We start from the raw sequence: 15930 nt of genomic DNA on the forward strand, positions 1-15930 counted from the left end.
TGGGCGGCGGCGTCGCTGTTCCGTCATCGGTCTGGCGTCCTGTGATACCCCCAGGTAGCTTCCGCTCCGAGCCCTGAGAGCACGCAGTGCGCCAAGGAGTGAGCCGCCGATGCCGCCGACGCCGGAGCCGATCCCCACCGACCAGTTGCACTTCATCCTGCCGCCGCAGCACACCTCGGTCGAGGACGAGCGGCGCCACCGCAAGGAGCGCCTCGCCGCGGCCCTGCGCCTCTTCGGACGGTACGGGTTCGAGGAGGGCGTCTCGGGCCACATCACCGTGCGGGACCCGGAGTACGCCGACTGCTTCTGGGTGAACCCCTTCGGGATGTCCTTCGGCCACATCACCGTCAGCGATCTGATCCTCGTCAACCAGGCGGGCCGGGTCGTCCAGGGGCGGCACCACGTCAACCAGGCGGCGTTCGTCGTTCACTCCCAGGTGCATCAGGCGCGGCCGGACGTCACAGCCGTCGCGCACTGCCACTCGCCGTACGGCCGCGCCCTGTCGGCGCTCGGCGAGCTGCTCGAACCCATCACCCAGGACGTCTGCGCCTTCTTCGAGGACCACGCGCTCTACGACCGCTACACGGGCGTCGTCGTGGACGAGGCGGAGGGGCGGGACATCGCGGAGGCGCTGGGCACCCACAAGGCCCTCATCCTGCGCAATCACGGCCTTCTGACGGTCGGTGGCTCGGTCGACGCGGCCGCCTGGTGGTTCATCGCGATGGAGCGCTCCTGCCAGGTGCAGCTGGCCGCGAAGGCCGCGGGCAAGCCGGTCCTGATCGACCACCGGAACGCCGCGCAGACCCGTGAGCAACTGGGCACCGACCTGGTCGCCTGGATCAACTATCAACCTCTGTACCAGCAGATCACCCGCGGTGAACCGGACCTGCTGAGCTGAGACCCTCCGACTTACGGCACAATCCCCTCTTGACACTTGTCAGTTGGGACAAGCACGACTGACCCGAGAGAACGACGAGCGGGAGCGCCTCGTGGCGGTGAACACGGCGGAAGACGCCACGACGGCAGAGCGGCATACGCACAGCGGTTGCGAGTGCCCTGAGCACGCCCGTGACGGGCACCGGAAGGCGGTGGCCGCGTTCCTGGCCCTGCGCGACCGGTTCGCCGCCGGAGAGGGCCTTCCGGCGGCGCTCGCGCACTCCGCCGAGGCCTCCCGGCAGTGGGTGTCGGACGAGCTGACGCAGGCGGCCCGGACGACCTGGGACACCGGCCGCGCCGAGAGCGTCGCGTGGGGCGGGTCGGTGCGGCGGCGCACCCTGTTCGTGGTGTGGGGCGCGGTCGGGGCGCTGCTGATCGGGCAGCTGGCCACGGCGGTCGGCGCGGGCTGGTCGGAGGCGCGCACCGCCTCCCTGGTCGTCGCGGTGTTCGCCGCCGGGCTGCTGACCCTCGCCGCCCTGCTGCACCGCGGCAGCGGCGGCCCGCTGGCCCCGCTGGTCGGCGAGGACAACCGGCTGTCCACCTCGCGCGCCGTGGCCGCCGCGTGGGTGTTGTTCGCGGTCTACGCGGTGCTGATGCTCTCCGTCGAGCTGGCCTTCGCCCCGGGCGAGGCGGAGCGCGCGGCCGACGGGCTGGCCCTGGAAGGCGCCGCCGGGCTGCTCACCGTCACCGCCCTGAGCTGTGTGGCCGCGGTGGCGGCCCGGCTGGTGGTGGCGGCACGGGTGCGCTCGCAGCGGCTCCAGAAGGTCCGGGCGCTGCGCCCGCGCGCCGCCGACCTGCTGACCGACGACGCGGGCCGCGGCAGCCTCGCGGACGCGCAGTACGTGGTGGTGCACGCGGTGGTGCTCGTCTTCGCCGCGGTGCTGCTGGCACGCGAGCCCTGGAGCCTGCCCGAACTGCCCTGGGGTCTGGTGCTGCTGGCGGCCGTCTCGGCGCTGATGTATCTGGCCGGGAAGTACGCGGAGGGCGGGCGGCCCACGGTGCTCTCGGTGGTCCGGGTCCGGCCCGAGGAGGGCGGCTTCGACCGGGACGCGCCGATCCGCACCGGCGACGACATCGAGATCCGCGGCAGCGGCTTCGTGCCCCCGGGCGCGCAGGAGCCGGACCGGCTCGCCCGGATGGTCGTACGCATCGGGGCGGTGCATGTACAGGTCCCGCTGGTGCCGGTCGCGGGGGGCTTCAGCAACCCGACCGACTCCGTGCTGACCGTGCCGGTGCCGGTGGACGTGGAGCCGGGGCGGGTCGAGGTGCAGGTGATCACCGCGGCGGGGGCGGAGACAAACCGCTATCCGATTGACGTTCTGGACTGAGTCGCCTCCCCGTTTCCTCCGTAAGGTTTTGTTGACGAGGCAACGGGAGAGGCGGGCGTCATGAGGCATGCTGACAGAACGGTCGGGGCCGGCTCGGGCAGTATGAGCGGCGTGGGCGGCATAGGCGGCAGCGGCGGCGGGCACGGCGGCGGCTGGCGGGACTCCGCCGCGCGGTACGCCCTGCTGCCGCTGCGGATCTTCCTCGGGGTGACGTTCGTCTACGCGGGGATCGACAAACTGACGGACTCGGCCTTCCTGGCCGACAGCGGCACCGGCTCGGTCGGCGAGCTGATGCGGAACGTGCGCGACAGCTCCGCGGTGCCGTGGCTGATCGACCAGTCGCTGAAGGACCCGTCGACCTTCGGATACATCATCGCCTTCGGGGAGTTGGCGGCCGGGCTCGGCACGCTCGTGGGGCTGCTGGGGCGGCTGGCGGCGTTCGGCGGCGCGCTCCTGTCGCTGAGCCTGTGGCTGACGGTCAGCTGGCAGTCGGATCCCTACTACTACGGAAACGATCTGGCGTATCTGATGGCCTGGCTGCCGCTGGTCCTCGCGGGCACGCCCTATCTGTCGCTGGACATGGCCCTCTCCAAGCGCCGCAGGCGCCAGGGCGCGCAGCTGTTCACCTAGGCCCGGTCTCTCTCCCCGGTAGGGGAGCTGTGCCGATATGCGGCGCCGCCGCGCGGCGCCGCAGGCGTCAAGGCCGCCGGACAGGGCCTAGTCCCGGCCCCGGTGGGGCTCGCCTGCCGCGTCGCGGCGGTCGGCGGGCATCGACGCGTAGCGCCGGCGCAGCTCGTCCATGGGCAGGTCGCGCAGCGGTGGGGCCGCGTCCTCGGCGAGGCGGGCGCGGTGCCGCCGGACGCCGAAGGCGAGCGCCGAGACGAGCCCCGCCAGGCACAGCCCGCCCACGGTCACGGGCAGGGCCGCGAGGGGCGGCAGGTCCCACTCCCCGGCGGCGTCCAGGCCGTACGCGAGGCCCACCCCGAGGACGACGAGTCCGGCGAACAGCCTGCCCGGCTGGAAGCGATGGCGCATCATGACCACCTCATCTCCACGTTGCCCAGGCCGATCTCCAGGTCCAGCCGCAGCGTGCCCTTCGCGGCGCGCCCGTCGGCCGGCGGCACGGTCACGGTCTGGTCCCTCCCGCGCTCGATGTTGATGTGGTCGCCCCTCTCGCCCGGCAGCCGGATGTCGCCCAGGCCCACATGGATCGACAGCTCCAGCCGCGCGTCCCTGGGCACGGTGACCGCCAGCTTCCCCGCGCCGACCTCGGCGTGCGTGGTGACGATCTGGCCCTTCTCCAGGGACATGCGGTCCAGCTTCAGCTCGCCGACGCCCCCGCCCAGCTCGTACGAGCCGCGCACGGCCGCCGCGGACTCGGGCGCCCAGGTGCGGCGCGACCAGTCGGTGGTGACGGACTTGGGGAGCCAGGCCGAGGCCGCCAGCAGCGCGGCGGTCACCACCGCCAGCACGACGGTGCCGGAGCCGGTGCGGCCGTACCGGGAGCTGACCACGAGGCCGAGCCCGAGGACGCCCAGGGCGCAGGCGAACCCGATCTCCAGGCTGGTGCCCAGCGGCCGGGAGGACCACGTCGAGGACGCGCCCGCCACGCCCGCCGCCACGGCGAGCAGAAATGTCCAGCCGCCGATCGACGTGCCCTCGGGCGCCTTGCGCGGCGGCCGGCGGGGCGCCCACCGCCCGATGCCCCGGGGCGCGTACGCGGCGCCGTCCGAGCCGTCGTCGGGGCCCCACAGATAGCCCGTGGCCTGGCCGGCCGGGCCGGTCGGGCCCGTCGTGCCGTCCTTGACGATCGGGTCGCGCCACCAGGAGGGGCCGTCCCAGGCCGACGGCGGGGCCTTGGTCTCGGGGGGCGCGTCGGCCACCGCCTGGGCCGTCGCCGGATCCACCGAGCCCTCGCTCGCCACCTGGAGGCGGTGGCGGGACCAGTAGCCGGCGCCGGCCGCGGCGATGACGAGCATGATGGAGAAATAGATCATGTTGCCGTTGTTGAGCATGGACAGGAACAGCCCGCAGCCGACCAGGGCGCACAGCACCGCGGTGAGCGCCGGGCCCTCCACGCGGCCCGAGAGCAGCCTGCGGCCCTCGTTCTCCTCCTCGCCCTGGAGGGGGACCAGCAGCCAGCAGAAGCCGTACAGGATCAGGCCGGAGCCGCCCGCGGCGGCGAGCACGGCGAGCACCACCCGGAAGATCACCGGATCCACGTCGCAGAACCGGCCGAGCCCCCCGCACACGCCCGAGATCATTTTCTGATCGCGGCTGCGCCGGAGCGGCGCCCTCATCGGCGGCCGCGGATCGCCGGACGCGGCCGGACCGGGGGCAGAGCCCGAGGCCGGGCCGGGGGCCGGGCCCGTGGCGGTGGGTGCATCGGTCATGCCCACCATGGTGACAAGCCGCCGGGCGCGGCTGTATCCGTGACAACCCTGGGCCTTCCCTGAGATCTTCCCCGAGGCCGCGGCGGCTATCGTGGCGCATCGAACATATGCGGGGGCCATGGCAAGTCGGGGGATCGGGAGGGGCACACAGTGTCAGACGAAGGGCGGCTGATCGCGGGCAGGTATCGGCTGGCCGTGCAGATCGGCCGCGGCGGCATGGGCACGGTCTGGCGGGCCCAGGACGAACTGCTCGACCGTCAGGTCGCGCTGAAACAGCTCCACATCTCACCCCACCTCACCGAGGACGAGGTCTCCACCCTCTTCGAGCGCACCCGCCGCGAGGCGCGCAGCGCCGCCCGTATAGCCCATCCCAATGTGGTGGTCGTCCATGACGTCGTGGAGGACTCGGGGCTGCCGTGCATCGTGATGGAGTACGTGCCCTCGACCACGCTGGGCGATCTGCTCAAGGGCGGCCGGACCATCAGCCCCGACGAGACGGCCCGGATCGGCCGCGGCATGATCGCCGCGCTGCGGGCGGCGCACGCGGCGGGGGTGCTGCACCGCGACGTCAAGCCCGGCAACGTGCTGCTCGGCGACGACGGCCGGGTGGTGCTCACCGACTTCGGCATCGCCATGGCCACCGGCACCTCGACGCTCACCAAGACCGGCGAGGTCGTCGGGTCCATCGACTTCATCGCGCCCGAGCGGATCAGGGGCCGGACCCCGGGGCCCGCCTCGGACCTGTGGGCGCTGGGCGCGACGCTGTATCAGGCCGTCGAGGGGCGGCCGCCGTTCCGCAAGGCCACGCCGATCGAGACCGGGTACGCGATCGCCGTCGACCCGCTGGAGCCGCCGCTGCGGGCCGGGCCGCTGACCGGGCTGATCGAGGCGCTGCTGGCCAAGGAGCCCGACGACCGGCCGACGGGGGAGCAGATCGACCGCGCGCTGCGCGGCCCGGCGGGGCTGCCGGAGACCACGTCGATGCCCAGGCCGGACCCGGAGGACCTCACCACCCAGCTTCCCGCGGTCACGCCCACGCCCACGCCCACGGTCGACCCCGCGCCCACCCACACCCCCACGCCGACGCCCGGCTACGGCCATACGCCGACTCCCACGCCCGGGTACGGCCACACGCCGACGCCGACTGGGTATGGCCACACGCCGACGCCCGGGTATGGCCACACGTCCACGCCCACGCCCGGGTACGGCCACACCCATGTGAACCCGTACCCCTCCGTGCCCACTCCCCCGCCGCCCCCGAGCGGCGGCCGCCGTGGCCGTAAGGCGGTGTGGACCGCGTCGGTGGCCGCGGTGGCCGTGGTCGGGGTGGCGGCCGGGGTGTATCTGTCGGGCGTCAACTTCGGCGGGAGCAAGGACGACGGGGGGCGGCCCGGCTCCTCCGACAGTGCGAACAGCGCGTCGGCGTCGCCGACGTACAAGATCCCGCCCCTTCCCGACGGGTATCACCGGGTCGAGCTGAAGGAGTTCGGCGTCTCGCTCCCCGTGCCGAACGACTGGACCCGCCAGCCCGACAACAGCTCGCAGAGCACGGTGGACAGCACCCAGGAGGTCAGATTCCTGGACTCGTCCCAGAAGGCCAGGCTGATGGTCAACGTCATCGACCCGGCGGGACCCGACCATGTGGAGCACTTCGAGGGGCTCGAGACCCAGCTCAAGCAGGAGTACCCGGTCTTCCAGCGGATGCGCTTGTCGGAGACGAAGTACCGGGGCCTGCCCGGGGCCATCTGGGAGTTCAAGTTCCAGGGGCGGGAGCGCTGGTACCGCGCCATCGACCTCGGCTTCGGCAAGGAGGGCGGCAAGGCGTACGCGCTCTACCTGAGCGCGCCCGCGGACGAGTGGGAGACGTACCTGCCGGTCTTCCAGAACGTCAAGGAGGGCTTCAAGATCGAGGACAGTTCCTCCTGACCCTGCCGACGGCCCCGTCGGGGATCCATCAGGGGCGACCCTGATACCCGGATGCCGCCGGACGTGTGACGATCGGGGGCATGACCGCCGCCGCGCCCCCGTCCGCCGAACCGCCCCCGCGCAAGCTGTACCGCAGCGCCGAGGGGCGGATGCTCGGGGGCGTCGCGCGCGGTCTCGCCGGGCATCTGGGGCTGCCGGTGTCCTGGGTGCGGTTCGTGTTCGTCGCGCTGCTGATGGCCGAGGGCTTCGGCGCGCTGGTGTACGCGCTGTTCTGGTTCGTGGTGCCGCTCGGCTTCGGCGGCGTCGAGACGTCCCGCCCCGCCCCCGACCGGGGCGCCGAGGGCGGCCGCCGCATTCTGGCCCGCAAGCCCGACAAGGGGCAGGTCTTCGCCCTGCTCGCGCTGCTGGTCGGCATGGGCGTCTTCGTCGATAACTTCCAGCTGGGCCGCGCCAACATCTACATCTGGCCGCTGCTGCTGATCAGCGCGGGCGTGGCCCTGGTCTGGCGCCAGGCGGACAACTCGCGGCGCTCCCAGTGGGTCGAGCTCAGCCGCCGCAAGCAGGTGCTGCCGATCGCGCGGGGCGCCGCCGGGGTGGTGCTGGTCGGCGCCGGAGTGACGGGCATCGTCGTGCTCCAGGGCTCGGCCAAGCACCTGGGCGCGGTGCTCCAGGCCGCGCTCGCGGTGCTGGTGGGCATCGCGCTGCTCGCGGGCCCGTACCTGGTGCGGATGGCCCAGGACCTCTCCGAAGAGCGCCTGATGCGCATCCGCGCCCAGGAGCGGGCCGAGGTCGCCGCCCACGTCCACGACTCCGTGCTGCACACCCTGACCCTGATCCAGCGGAACGCGGAGGAGCCCCGCGAGGTCGCCCGGCTGGCCCGGGCCCAGGAGCGCGAGCTGCGCGCCTGGCTGTACCGGCCGGAGGGCCGGGGCAAGGACGAGGCGGAGGAGCCGGACACCCTGGCGGAGGCGGTCAAGGCGGCCGCGGCCGAGGTCGAGGACCACCACGGCGTGCCGATCGAGGTGGTGGTCGTCGGCGACTGCCCGCTGGACGAGAAGCTGGCCGCGCAGCTTCAGGCGGCGCGCGAGGCGATGGTCAACGCCGCCAAGTACGGTGGCGACGGCGGGGCCGTCCAGGTCTTCGCCGAGGTCGAGGGGGCCACGGTGTTCATCTCCGTACGGGACCGGGGCCCGGGCTTCGACCTGGACGCGGTGCCGGAGGACCGGATGGGCGTGCGCGAGTCCATCATCGGCAGGATGCGGCGCAACGGCGGCACGGCGCGGCTGAGGTCCGCGCCGGACGGGGGCACGGTAGTGGAGCTGGAGATGGAGAGGGCGGCGACGACAACATGACCGACGCGAGCGGGGCGGCGAACGAGGCCGGCGGGCCGAGCGGGGCGGCGGACGGGACGGCGGGGCGCCGGGTGCGGGTCGTCCTCGTCGACGACCACCGGATGTTCCGGACCGGCGTCCAGGCCGAGATCGGGGAGACGGCCCGTACGGGCGTCGAGGTGGTCGGGGAGGCGGCGGACGTCGACCAGGCCGTCACGGTGATCGGCGCCACCCGGCCGGAGGTGGTCCTCCTCGACGTCCACCTCCCGGGCGGCGGAGGCGTCGAGGTGCTGCGCCGCAGCGCCGCGCTGATGGGCGACCCCGACCGGCCGGTGCGGTTCCTGGCGCTGTCGGTCTCGGACGCCGCCGAGGATGTCATCGGGGTGATCCGCGGCGGTGCCCGCGGCTATGTCACCAAGACCATCACCGGCACCGACCTGGTCGACGCGATCTTCCGGGTCTCCGAGGGCGACGCCGTCTTCTCGCCCCGCCTCGCCGGCTTCGTCCTCGACGCCTTCGCGTCCACGGACGCCCCGCCGGTGGACGAGGACCTCGACCGGCTCACCCAGCGCGAGCGCGAGGTGCTGCGGCTGATCGCCCGCGGTTACGCGTACAAGGAGATCGCCAAGCAGCTGTTCATCTCGGTGAAGACGGTCGAGAGCCATGTCTCGGCGGTGCTGCGCAAGCTCCAGCTCTCCAACCGCCACGAGCTGACCCGCTGGGCGACCGCCCGCCGCCTGGTGTGACCCGCCTGGTGTGACCCGCCGCCCCGAGGCCAGTAGCGGTTAGTAGCCGATCGTGAAGCGCCGCTGGACGAACCGGGGCAGCTCGGCCTCGTCGATCAGTGCGACGGCGGCGTCCTCGAAGGAGATGCGGCTGCGCCCCTCGGCGTCCAGGACCGGCTGGTCGCCGCCGAGCCGGAAGCGGCCGGTGCGCTCGCCGGGGGCGATCTCCTCGGCCGGGCTGAGGTAGGTCCACAGCCGGTTCGAGGTGCGCAGCACGTTCAGGGCGTCCCGGTGGCCCCGGACCGCGGCCGCGTACTCCCTGGGCAGGCCGATCGAGTCCAGCGTCGCGTACAGGTCCTCGTCGGAGTCGGCGCGGGTGACGCCCGGCCTGATCTCCAGGCTGCCCGCGCCGCCGATCACGATGAGCCGGGTCCTGGGGTGGCTCTCCAGGGCCTTCAGCAGCGACGTGGCCGCCGTGGCGTACGCGGTGGGGTCGGCGATCGAGCGCCGCACGGTGTCCGCGAGGTCCCGGGCGGCGTTGCCCGGCTGGAAGCCGCTGATCAGGACGTCCAGCCCGGGCAGGACCGCCGCCACGGCGTCGGCGTCGAAGATGTCGACGCTCTTCCAGACCACGTTCTCGCGGTCCTCCTCGATGCGGGAGGCGTCGCGGGTGAGCGCGGTGATGTGGTGGCCCCGGCCGAGGGCCTCGGTGACGACGCGCTGTCCGATGCCGCCGGTGGCGCCGATGACTCCAATGCGCATGACAGAAATCTCCCCTGTGCAGGCCGTGCCCTATATGGCGTGCCGTGACTATACGGCGTGAAGTTTTTATACGGCAACCAAAGATTGTGACGCTGTAGAGTGCTCCCGTGGGTACGACTGGACGGCGGGAGAGGCTGCGCGCCGAGACGACGGCCGAGATCAAGAAGGTCGCGCTGGGGCTGATGTCCTCGGGCGGGCCGGACGCGATCACCCTGCGGGCCATCGCCCGCGAGATGGGCATGACGGCCAATGCCATCTACGGCTACTTCGCCACCCGGGACGACCTGGTCACCACGCTGATCAGCGACGTGTACACCTCGCTCGCCGACGCCGTGGAGGCCGCCCGGGACGCCTGCCCCGCCGACGACCCGGCCGGCCGCATCGCGGCCTGGGCCAACGCCTTCCGCGACTGGGCGCTCACCAGCCCGGAGGGCTTCCGGCTGATCTACGGCGACCCCGTACCCGGCTACCAGGCGCCCGAGGGCGGCGCCGCGCCCGAGGCCGAACACCGCGTCTGCGCCGGGCTGACCGGCCTGGCCGCCGGGGCCTGGCCGCACGCCAAGGCGCTCTACCCGGAAGCCGAGTTCGCGTGGTCGGACTTCGACCCCGAGCTCGCGGCCGAGGTGCGCGAGGAGTTCCCCGGCCTGCCGCCCGCCGCCGTGGCCATCGCGCTGCGCCTCTGGGGCCATCTGCACGGCCTGGTCTCACTGGAGATCTACGGGCATATGCGGGCCCAGACCCCGCGCCCGGACAAGATCTACCGCGCGGAGGTCGCCCAGCTGATCCGCGGCCTCGGCCTGCCCGCGTAGCGGCGCCGCGGCTTCGCTGCGGCGGCCCGGGCCCGTCTCCCGGGCCCGGGCCGCCGGTTGTCTGTCTGTCGTTGTCTGTTGTCCGTCAGCCGTCGGCGCGTGCCATGGTCTGCTTGGCCAGCTCGTACGCGGGCAGCATGGCGTCGTGCTCCTCGCTGTCGAGCCCGCCGAGGTGCAGCACGACGCCTCCCTTCGGGGTCACCACCGCGAGCGCCCGCTCCCGCTTGGACTCGTCCAGGTCGGGGACGTCGAGGATGTAGCTGATCTCCGCGGCGGGCAGGCCGCCGGCCTTCACCTCGCTGTACCGGGCGTCGCGTACGCCCTTCTCCCCGGCGATGAACGCCTTCAGCAGCTGCCGGGGCTCGGCGCCGGCCGCGGCCTTGCCCTTGTCCCCGGTCCAGACGCGCAGAAAGCCGACGTGCCCGGCGGGCTTCGCGTCGATCTCGCAGACCAGGGTCACCGGCCCCTGCGAGAGCAGCGTGGAGCCCAGCTCGGGGTCCGCCCCCTCCAGCTCCTTCACCGCCTCCGGCTTCCACGACTTGGCGAGGCTGAACCGCACCGGCAGCGCGCAGGCCGTGTCCGGGCCGCCGAGTTCGCCGCCCGCGGCCGCCGTCTTGACGCCGCCGCCGCTCCTGGCGCTGCCCTTGCCGCTCTTGCCGCCCTTGTCGTCGTCGTTCGAGTCCGAGGAACAGCCCGTCAGTACTCCGAACACGCCGATCACACCGATCGCCACCGCGGCGCCCACGGCCGCCCGACCCGGTTTGCGCATCCCACGCATCGCGCTGTTCCCCGCCTTCTGCACAGAAAAATCGAAAATTCGCCGCAGCATATACGGAACGGAAGCCGATCGACCGAGGGCGGCGCGGTCGGCCGGAACGCTCAGAGGCGAAACGTTTCCGGTCCCCGCGCTCCTGTGCATAACGGGCTTGAGCCGCCCGCGACTTGTGGCCGCGGGCCGGGAGGAGGCGCGAGCGATGGGCACCGCGGGAGAGTCGGCGGCACCGGAACCGGAGTGGTGGCAGACCTGGGAGGCCGAAGCGGAGCGGCGCCTGCCGCCGCACGCCTACACCTACTACGCCTCCGGCGCCGTACGTGACGTCACCCGGGACGAGGGGCTGCGCGACTGGGACGCGCTGCGGCTGCTGCCGCACGTGCTGCGCCGGGTGTCCGGGGTCGCCACCCGTACGACGGTGCTGGGCACCGAGGTCGACACCCCCGTGCTGGTCGCCCCCATGGCGGGCCAGGAGTACGCCCACCCCGACGGGGAGCGGGAGATGGCCAAGGGCGCGGCCGGCGCCGGGTCCCTGCTGGGCGTGACGACCTGGACCGCCAGCCGCTTCGAGGACATCGCCGCGTCGGGCGCGCCCTGGTGGTACCAGGTGTACGTCACCCGCGACCGCGGCCTGACCGCCGAACTCGTCCGGCGCGCCGCCCACCACGGCGCCCGCGCCCTGCTGTTCACCGTCGACCTGCCGGTGCTCGGCCGCCGCGGCGAGAAGCAGCGTGCCGCCGACCTCGACCCGACCGTGCACCTGGTCAACCTGGAGGGCCGCCAGGTGCTCCCGCGCGAAGAGGTCCAGTCGGAGCCGGACCTGACGCCGGACCTGATCGGCTGGCTGCGCGAGACCAGCGGGCTCCCGGTCGTGGTCAAGGGCGTGCTGCGGGCGGACGACGCCAGGGTCGTCGCCGACCACGGGGGCGCGGGCGTGGTGGTCTCCACCCACGGCGGCCGCCAGCTCGACCGCAGCGTGACCTCGGCGTCCGCGCTGCCGCGCGTGGCCGAGGCGCTCGCGGGCACCGGCGTCGAGGTGTACGCCGACAGCGGGGTGCGCCGCGGCGAGCACATCGCCGCGGCCCTCGCGCTGGGCGCCCGCGCGGTGTTCGTCGGCCGCCCGGCGCTGTGGGGCCTGGCCACGGAGGGGGCCGCCGCGGTTCAGGAGGCCGTGGAGCGGCTCACCGCCGAACTCGCCCACACCATGACCCTGCTGGGCGCCGCGGACCCGGCCGCGCTCACCCCCGACCTCGTCGCCTGAGCCCGGGCCCCGTGCCACCGTGGCCCCGTCTCACCCGAAGCCGAGGCGCCGCGGCGCGGCCACGTCCAGCGTGTCCTTGACCATGGCGAGCGCCGCGCCGAGCGGGCTGGAGCGGCCGCCGCTCACGGTGATGTCGCCCGCGTCCGGGCAGCCGTAGACCACGGCCTTCTCGGGCCCGGTGAGCGCGTGCAGCGGGTCGCCGGGCGCGGTCCGCTCCAGGCGGACGCGGACCAGCAGCGGCTCGTCGGCGGTCGCGCTCGCGACCGCCCGCAGGCGGTGGCCCGAGGCGGCGGCCGCCCGCGCGGCCCGCGCCGCGCCCTCGTCCACCGCTTCGGTCTCGGTACGGACCGCGGAGGCGTCCCATCCCCAGAGCAGGGCCGCCAGCAGCCGCGCCTTCGTGGCGGCGTCGGAGCCGGACAGATCGGCGCTGGGGTCGGCCTCGGCGATGCCGCGCCGCCGCGCCTCGGCGACCGCGTCGGGCAGGGAGTCTCCGGCCGCCAGGCGGTCGAGTACGAAGGTGGCGGTGCCGTTCGGGCAGGCGCGGATCGAGCGGCAGCCAAGGCCGCGTACGCCCGCCCTGGCCAGGTCGGCCGCGGGCAGGGCGGCGCCGGTGGCGCCCGAGATCCTGATCAGGGAGCCGCCCGCCGCCGCGGCGAGCCCCAGCTCCCGCCAGTGGCTGAGGAGATGGCTCTTGGTGGCGGTGACCACGTGCACGCCGCGGCGCAGGGCGAGCAGCGCCTCGGCGGCCGCCTGGTCGCGCACCTCGGGGGAGGAGGGCACGCACTGGACCAGCACCCCGGCCCCCGTACGGTCCAGCGTCCCGGCCAGCGGCAGCGCCGGGCCCCAGGCGGAGCGGGGCGGCAGCGGCGCCCAGGTGCCCGTGCTGTCGGCGGGCGTCCCATCGGCGGGCGTCCCGTCTGTGGGCGTCCCGTCGGTGGGCGGCAGATACTCGGCCGAGCGGGCCCGTACGGCCGCCAGGCGCAGCCGCACCCCGTACCGGCGCGCCAGGGCTTCGCCGTGCTGGGCCAGGTGCTCGGCGTACGCCTGGCCGACCGGGCCGTAGCCGGACAGCACGACGGCCGCTTGGGCTGCCTTTTGGGCGACGGTTTCGTCCGACACGGGTGCGGGTCTCCTTCGCGCGCGGCTCGACGCTGATCCAGGAGAACGCTACGCGGGGCGGGTCGCGCCCGAGAACGGCATCTGGTCGATCGGCGCCACGCGGACGGGCGCGCCGGGGCGCGGGGCGTGGATCATGCGGCCGCCGCCGATGTAGAGGCCGACATGGCTGACGCCGGAGTAGAAGAAGACCAGGTCACCGGGGGCGAGCTCGGTGCGCGAGACCCGCCGGCCCGCGTTGATCTGGGTGTAGGTGGTGCGCGGCAGGGCCACCCCGGCGGCCCGCCAGGCGGCCTGGGTGAGCCCCGAGCAGTCGTAGCCGCGCGGGCCGGTCGCGCCCCAGACGTACGGCTTGCCGAGCGCCCCGTACGCGTACGAGACGGCGCGGGCCGCGCGGCCGGAGACGGGGGCGTACGGGCCGGTGCCGAGCCCGGTGTCCGCGCCGTGGGCGCCCTGGGCCTCGTAGCGGCGGCGCTGTTCGCCGGTCAGCTGGTCGAGGAGCGCCTCGGCGGCGGCGAGCTTCTTGCGGGCGGCGCCCCGGTGGTGGGCGAGCGCCGCCTGGGCGCCGCGTAACTGGTCGAGCCGGCCCTGCGCCTCGCCGCGCACCTGGCGTAACTCCCGGCTCTGGCGGGCCAGCCCCGCGACGGCGGCGGCCTGGCGGCTGCCGGCGTGGTCGGCGAGCGAGGCGCGCCGCAGATACTGCCCGGGGGAGGAGGAGAGCGCGAGCTGGAGGGTCGGGGAGATGGTGCCGGAGCGGTACTGGGCGGTGGCGTAGGCGCCCAGGGCGTTGCGCGAGGCGTTCAGCCGCGCCGTCCGGCGGGCCGCCTCGTCGCGCAGGTCGTCGAACGACTCGCGGGCCCGGTCCGCCTTCACCTTCGCTCCGTTGTATCTCTCGTTGGCCTCCTCGGCCTCCCGCTGGTACTGGTCCACCTTCGCCCTCACCTGGGCGGGGGTGAGGCGGGTCTCGGCGTGGCCGGTGCCGCTCAAGGCGGTGGTGGCGGCCCCCGCGAGGGCGATGGCGGCGGCTGTCCAGGCGGTGCCTGCGGTGAGCGAGCGCTGCTTGGGCTTCCTGTGCGACGCCACGGCGGCGGCCACCTTCCTTCACGTTCTCGCGTGCTGTTGCGTGCTTGTGCCTGATGTCGGGCAGGCGGCAGCCCGCCGATGAGGCGGGGACCCTCGGTTGACGGGAGGCGGACTGCCACCTGGAGGAGGAAGCTAGGCGGGCGGCCGCGGGCGGGCGGTGCGATGAACGGGAGTGGACGGATTCGGCGCCCCGATGCCCGTAACCGACCGCCCGGCGCCCGGGCCGCCGATGACTCGAGGGCGGCCGTGATCGAAGCGGCGATAGTGGCCCACCCGGTTGCCTGGGGCTGATATGGGCCCAACTACGCTCCAGGCCATGGACGTCCTCATCAATGTTTTCGTCGGCCTGCACATCGTCGGTATCGCCGCGCTGCTCGGCGGCTTCCTGGCGCAGCTGAAGCCGATGCGCGCGGGCGAGGGCCGGATGACCCCGGGGATGCTGCACGGCGCTCTCACCATGCTGGTGACCGGCGCCGCGCTGGTGGGGCTCAACCAGGCCGACGACAACAGCGTCAACAACATCAAGATCGGCGTGAAGCTGGCGCTGCTGATCGTGATCCTGGGGCTGGTCTATGTGAAGCGCGACGACGAGAAGGTGGAGGCCGCGGCCCTCGGCACGGTCGGGCTGCTGACCACGGCCAACATCTTCGTCGCCGTCCTGTGGACCTGAGCACCGCCCTTGGGGCCTGACCGCTCCTGTCAGGTTCCGCGCAACCTTTTGTCCCCACTGTGTGTCTCATCGGGCAAGGCAGCCGAAGGGAGCGGGCAGTGGGGGTACTTGCGGCGTGGGGCCGCCGGACAGGCGTGGCCTTGGGGGTAGCGGGGATGGTGGTGCCGCTGGCGGTGGCGCTGGCCACTCCGGCGCAGGCCGCCTCGTCGTGCACGACGAGCACGGGGCCGTATCAGAAGAAGGTGGAGAAGTTCCTGGGCCGCCCGGTGGACGGGCGGCAGTCGCGGGCGGACTGCCTCGCGATCCAGAAGTTCCAGGTCAACCACGGCATCAGCCCGACCATCGGCTATGCGGGACCGGTCACCTGGGGCGTGATGAACCTGATCAACACGCAGAAGGCGGCCGGGCACAACCCGAACAAGGCGAGGAAGTGCCCCACCAACAAGGGCCGCATCGCCTGTGTGGACCTCACGCGCCAGCTGAGCTGGGTCCAGGACGGCTCGCGGCTGGTGTACGGCCCGGTGCCGGTGCGCACCGGCCGCGACCGGTATGAGACCCGGGTCGGGCTGAAGAAGATCTACTGGCGGAACATCGACCACTGGTCGACGATCTACGACGTCCCGATGCCGTACAGCCAGTTCTTCGACGGCGGCCAGGCCTTCCACTCCATCTCGGGGAGTGTGTGGTCGCCGCCCGGCTCCCACGGCTGCGTGAACATGCGCAAGGCGGACGCCAAGAAGTACTGGAGCCTGCTGCGGAACGGCGACGACGTCTACGTGTACGGCCGCAAGCCCGGCACCTGAGCCGCCGTCTCCCGG

Annotated in this window: 16 protein-coding genes; 10 read left to right on the forward strand and 6 right to left on the reverse strand. The window is 73.5% G+C overall.

The window, feature by feature from the left end; genetic code table 11:
* Positions 1-109 precede the first annotated feature (109 nt).
* From ABTY62_RS18035 to ABTY62_RS18045, 3 genes are all read left to right on the forward strand, one after another.
* Positions 110-898, forward strand: coding sequence for a class II aldolase/adducin family protein (locus ABTY62_RS18035; protein WP_352130397.1), 789 nt, complete (start codon positions 110-112; stop codon positions 896-898).
* 91 nt (positions 899-989) lie between these two features.
* Entirely contained in the window at positions 990-2264 is a 1275-nt protein-coding gene (locus ABTY62_RS18040) for a hypothetical protein (protein WP_352130527.1), read from the forward strand.
* A gap of 102 nt (positions 2265-2366) precedes the next feature.
* Positions 2367-2894, forward strand: coding sequence for a DoxX family membrane protein (locus tag ABTY62_RS18045; protein ID WP_352130528.1), 528 nt, complete (start codon positions 2367-2369; stop codon positions 2892-2894).
* A gap of 87 nt (positions 2895-2981) precedes the next feature.
* Here ABTY62_RS18045 and ABTY62_RS18050 read toward each other — a convergent pair whose 3' ends face one another.
* Together ABTY62_RS18050 and ABTY62_RS18055 are read right to left on the reverse strand one after the other, a co-directional pair.
* Complete coding sequence (locus ABTY62_RS18050) at positions 2982-3302, reverse strand: hypothetical protein (RefSeq protein ID WP_352130398.1); 321 nt, start codon at positions 3300-3302, stop codon at positions 2982-2984.
* A complete protein-coding gene (locus ABTY62_RS18055; protein ID WP_352130399.1) occupies positions 3299-4657 on the reverse strand; it encodes a PspC domain-containing protein in 1359 nt (452 codons plus the stop codon). Before ABTY62_RS18055 ends, ABTY62_RS18050 begins: the two co-directional genes overlap by 4 nt.
* 150 nt (positions 4658-4807) lie before the next feature.
* On the opposite strand from ABTY62_RS18055, the gene ABTY62_RS18060 reads away from it, so the two are divergent.
* The 3 genes from ABTY62_RS18060 to ABTY62_RS18070 all read left to right on the forward strand — a co-directional run bounded on the left by ABTY62_RS18060 (position 4808) and on the right by ABTY62_RS18070 (position 8660).
* Positions 4808-6583, forward strand: a complete 1776-nt coding sequence (locus tag ABTY62_RS18060; protein ID WP_352130400.1) for a serine/threonine-protein kinase — start codon at positions 4808-4810, stop codon at positions 6581-6583.
* Between the two features lie 80 nt (positions 6584-6663).
* Positions 6664-7935, forward strand: a complete 1272-nt coding sequence (locus ABTY62_RS18065; RefSeq protein WP_352130401.1) for a PspC domain-containing protein — start codon at positions 6664-6666, stop codon at positions 7933-7935.
* A complete protein-coding gene (locus ABTY62_RS18070; protein WP_352130402.1) occupies positions 7932-8660 on the forward strand; it encodes a LuxR C-terminal-related transcriptional regulator in 729 nt (242 codons plus the stop codon). The genes ABTY62_RS18065 and ABTY62_RS18070 overlap by 4 nt, the downstream gene beginning before the upstream one ends.
* 39 nt (positions 8661-8699) lie before the next feature.
* Here ABTY62_RS18070 and ABTY62_RS18075 read toward each other — a convergent pair whose 3' ends face one another.
* Positions 8700-9401, reverse strand: a complete 702-nt coding sequence (locus ABTY62_RS18075; RefSeq protein ID WP_311724329.1) for an NAD(P)-dependent oxidoreductase — start codon at positions 9399-9401, stop codon at positions 8700-8702.
* 107 nt (positions 9402-9508) lie between these two features.
* On the opposite strand from ABTY62_RS18075, the gene ABTY62_RS18080 reads away from it, so the two are divergent.
* The gene (locus tag ABTY62_RS18080) at positions 9509-10210 is read left to right on the forward strand and encodes a TetR/AcrR family transcriptional regulator (RefSeq protein WP_352130403.1); all 702 of its coding nucleotides are present in this window, start codon (positions 9509-9511) and stop codon (positions 10208-10210) included.
* 85 nt (positions 10211-10295) lie between these two features.
* Here ABTY62_RS18080 and ABTY62_RS18085 read toward each other — a convergent pair whose 3' ends face one another.
* Positions 10296-10979 (reverse strand): lipoprotein, encoded by a 684-nt coding sequence (locus ABTY62_RS18085; protein WP_352130404.1) that lies wholly within the window; start codon positions 10977-10979, stop codon positions 10296-10298.
* Between the two features lie 205 nt (positions 10980-11184).
* On the opposite strand from ABTY62_RS18085, the gene ABTY62_RS18090 reads away from it, so the two are divergent.
* Positions 11185-12243 (forward strand): alpha-hydroxy acid oxidase, encoded by a 1059-nt coding sequence (locus tag ABTY62_RS18090; RefSeq protein WP_352130405.1) that lies wholly within the window; start codon positions 11185-11187, stop codon positions 12241-12243.
* A gap of 30 nt (positions 12244-12273) precedes the next feature.
* Here the strand turns inward: ABTY62_RS18090 and ABTY62_RS18095 are convergent, their stop codons facing one another.
* Both ABTY62_RS18095 and ABTY62_RS18100 read right to left on the reverse strand, forming a co-directional pair.
* On the reverse strand, positions 12274-13362 hold the full coding sequence (locus ABTY62_RS18095) for a homoserine dehydrogenase (RefSeq protein WP_352130406.1): 1089 nt from the start codon (positions 13360-13362) through the stop codon (positions 12274-12276).
* Between the two features lie 48 nt (positions 13363-13410).
* Positions 13411-14442, reverse strand: a complete 1032-nt coding sequence (locus ABTY62_RS18100; protein WP_352130407.1) for a C40 family peptidase — start codon at positions 14440-14442, stop codon at positions 13411-13413.
* Positions 14443-14758: 316 nt separating this feature from the next.
* Between ABTY62_RS18100 and ABTY62_RS18105 the strand changes: the two genes are divergently transcribed.
* Positions 14759-15112 carry a hypothetical protein gene (locus ABTY62_RS18105; RefSeq protein ID WP_311724323.1) on the forward strand — a complete coding sequence of 118 codons (354 nt, stop codon included), beginning with the start codon at positions 14759-14761 and terminating at the stop codon, positions 15110-15112.
* A 155-nt stretch (positions 15113-15267) separates the two neighbouring features.
* Positions 15268-15915 carry a L,D-transpeptidase gene (locus ABTY62_RS18110; RefSeq protein WP_352130408.1) on the forward strand — a complete coding sequence of 216 codons (648 nt, stop codon included), beginning with the start codon at positions 15268-15270 and terminating at the stop codon, positions 15913-15915.
* Positions 15916-15930: the final 15 nt, after the last annotated feature.

It is taken from the genome of Streptomyces sp. NPDC097640, assembly GCF_040302705.1.
Classification (GTDB): domain Bacteria; phylum Actinomycetota; class Actinomycetes; order Streptomycetales; family Streptomycetaceae; genus Streptomyces.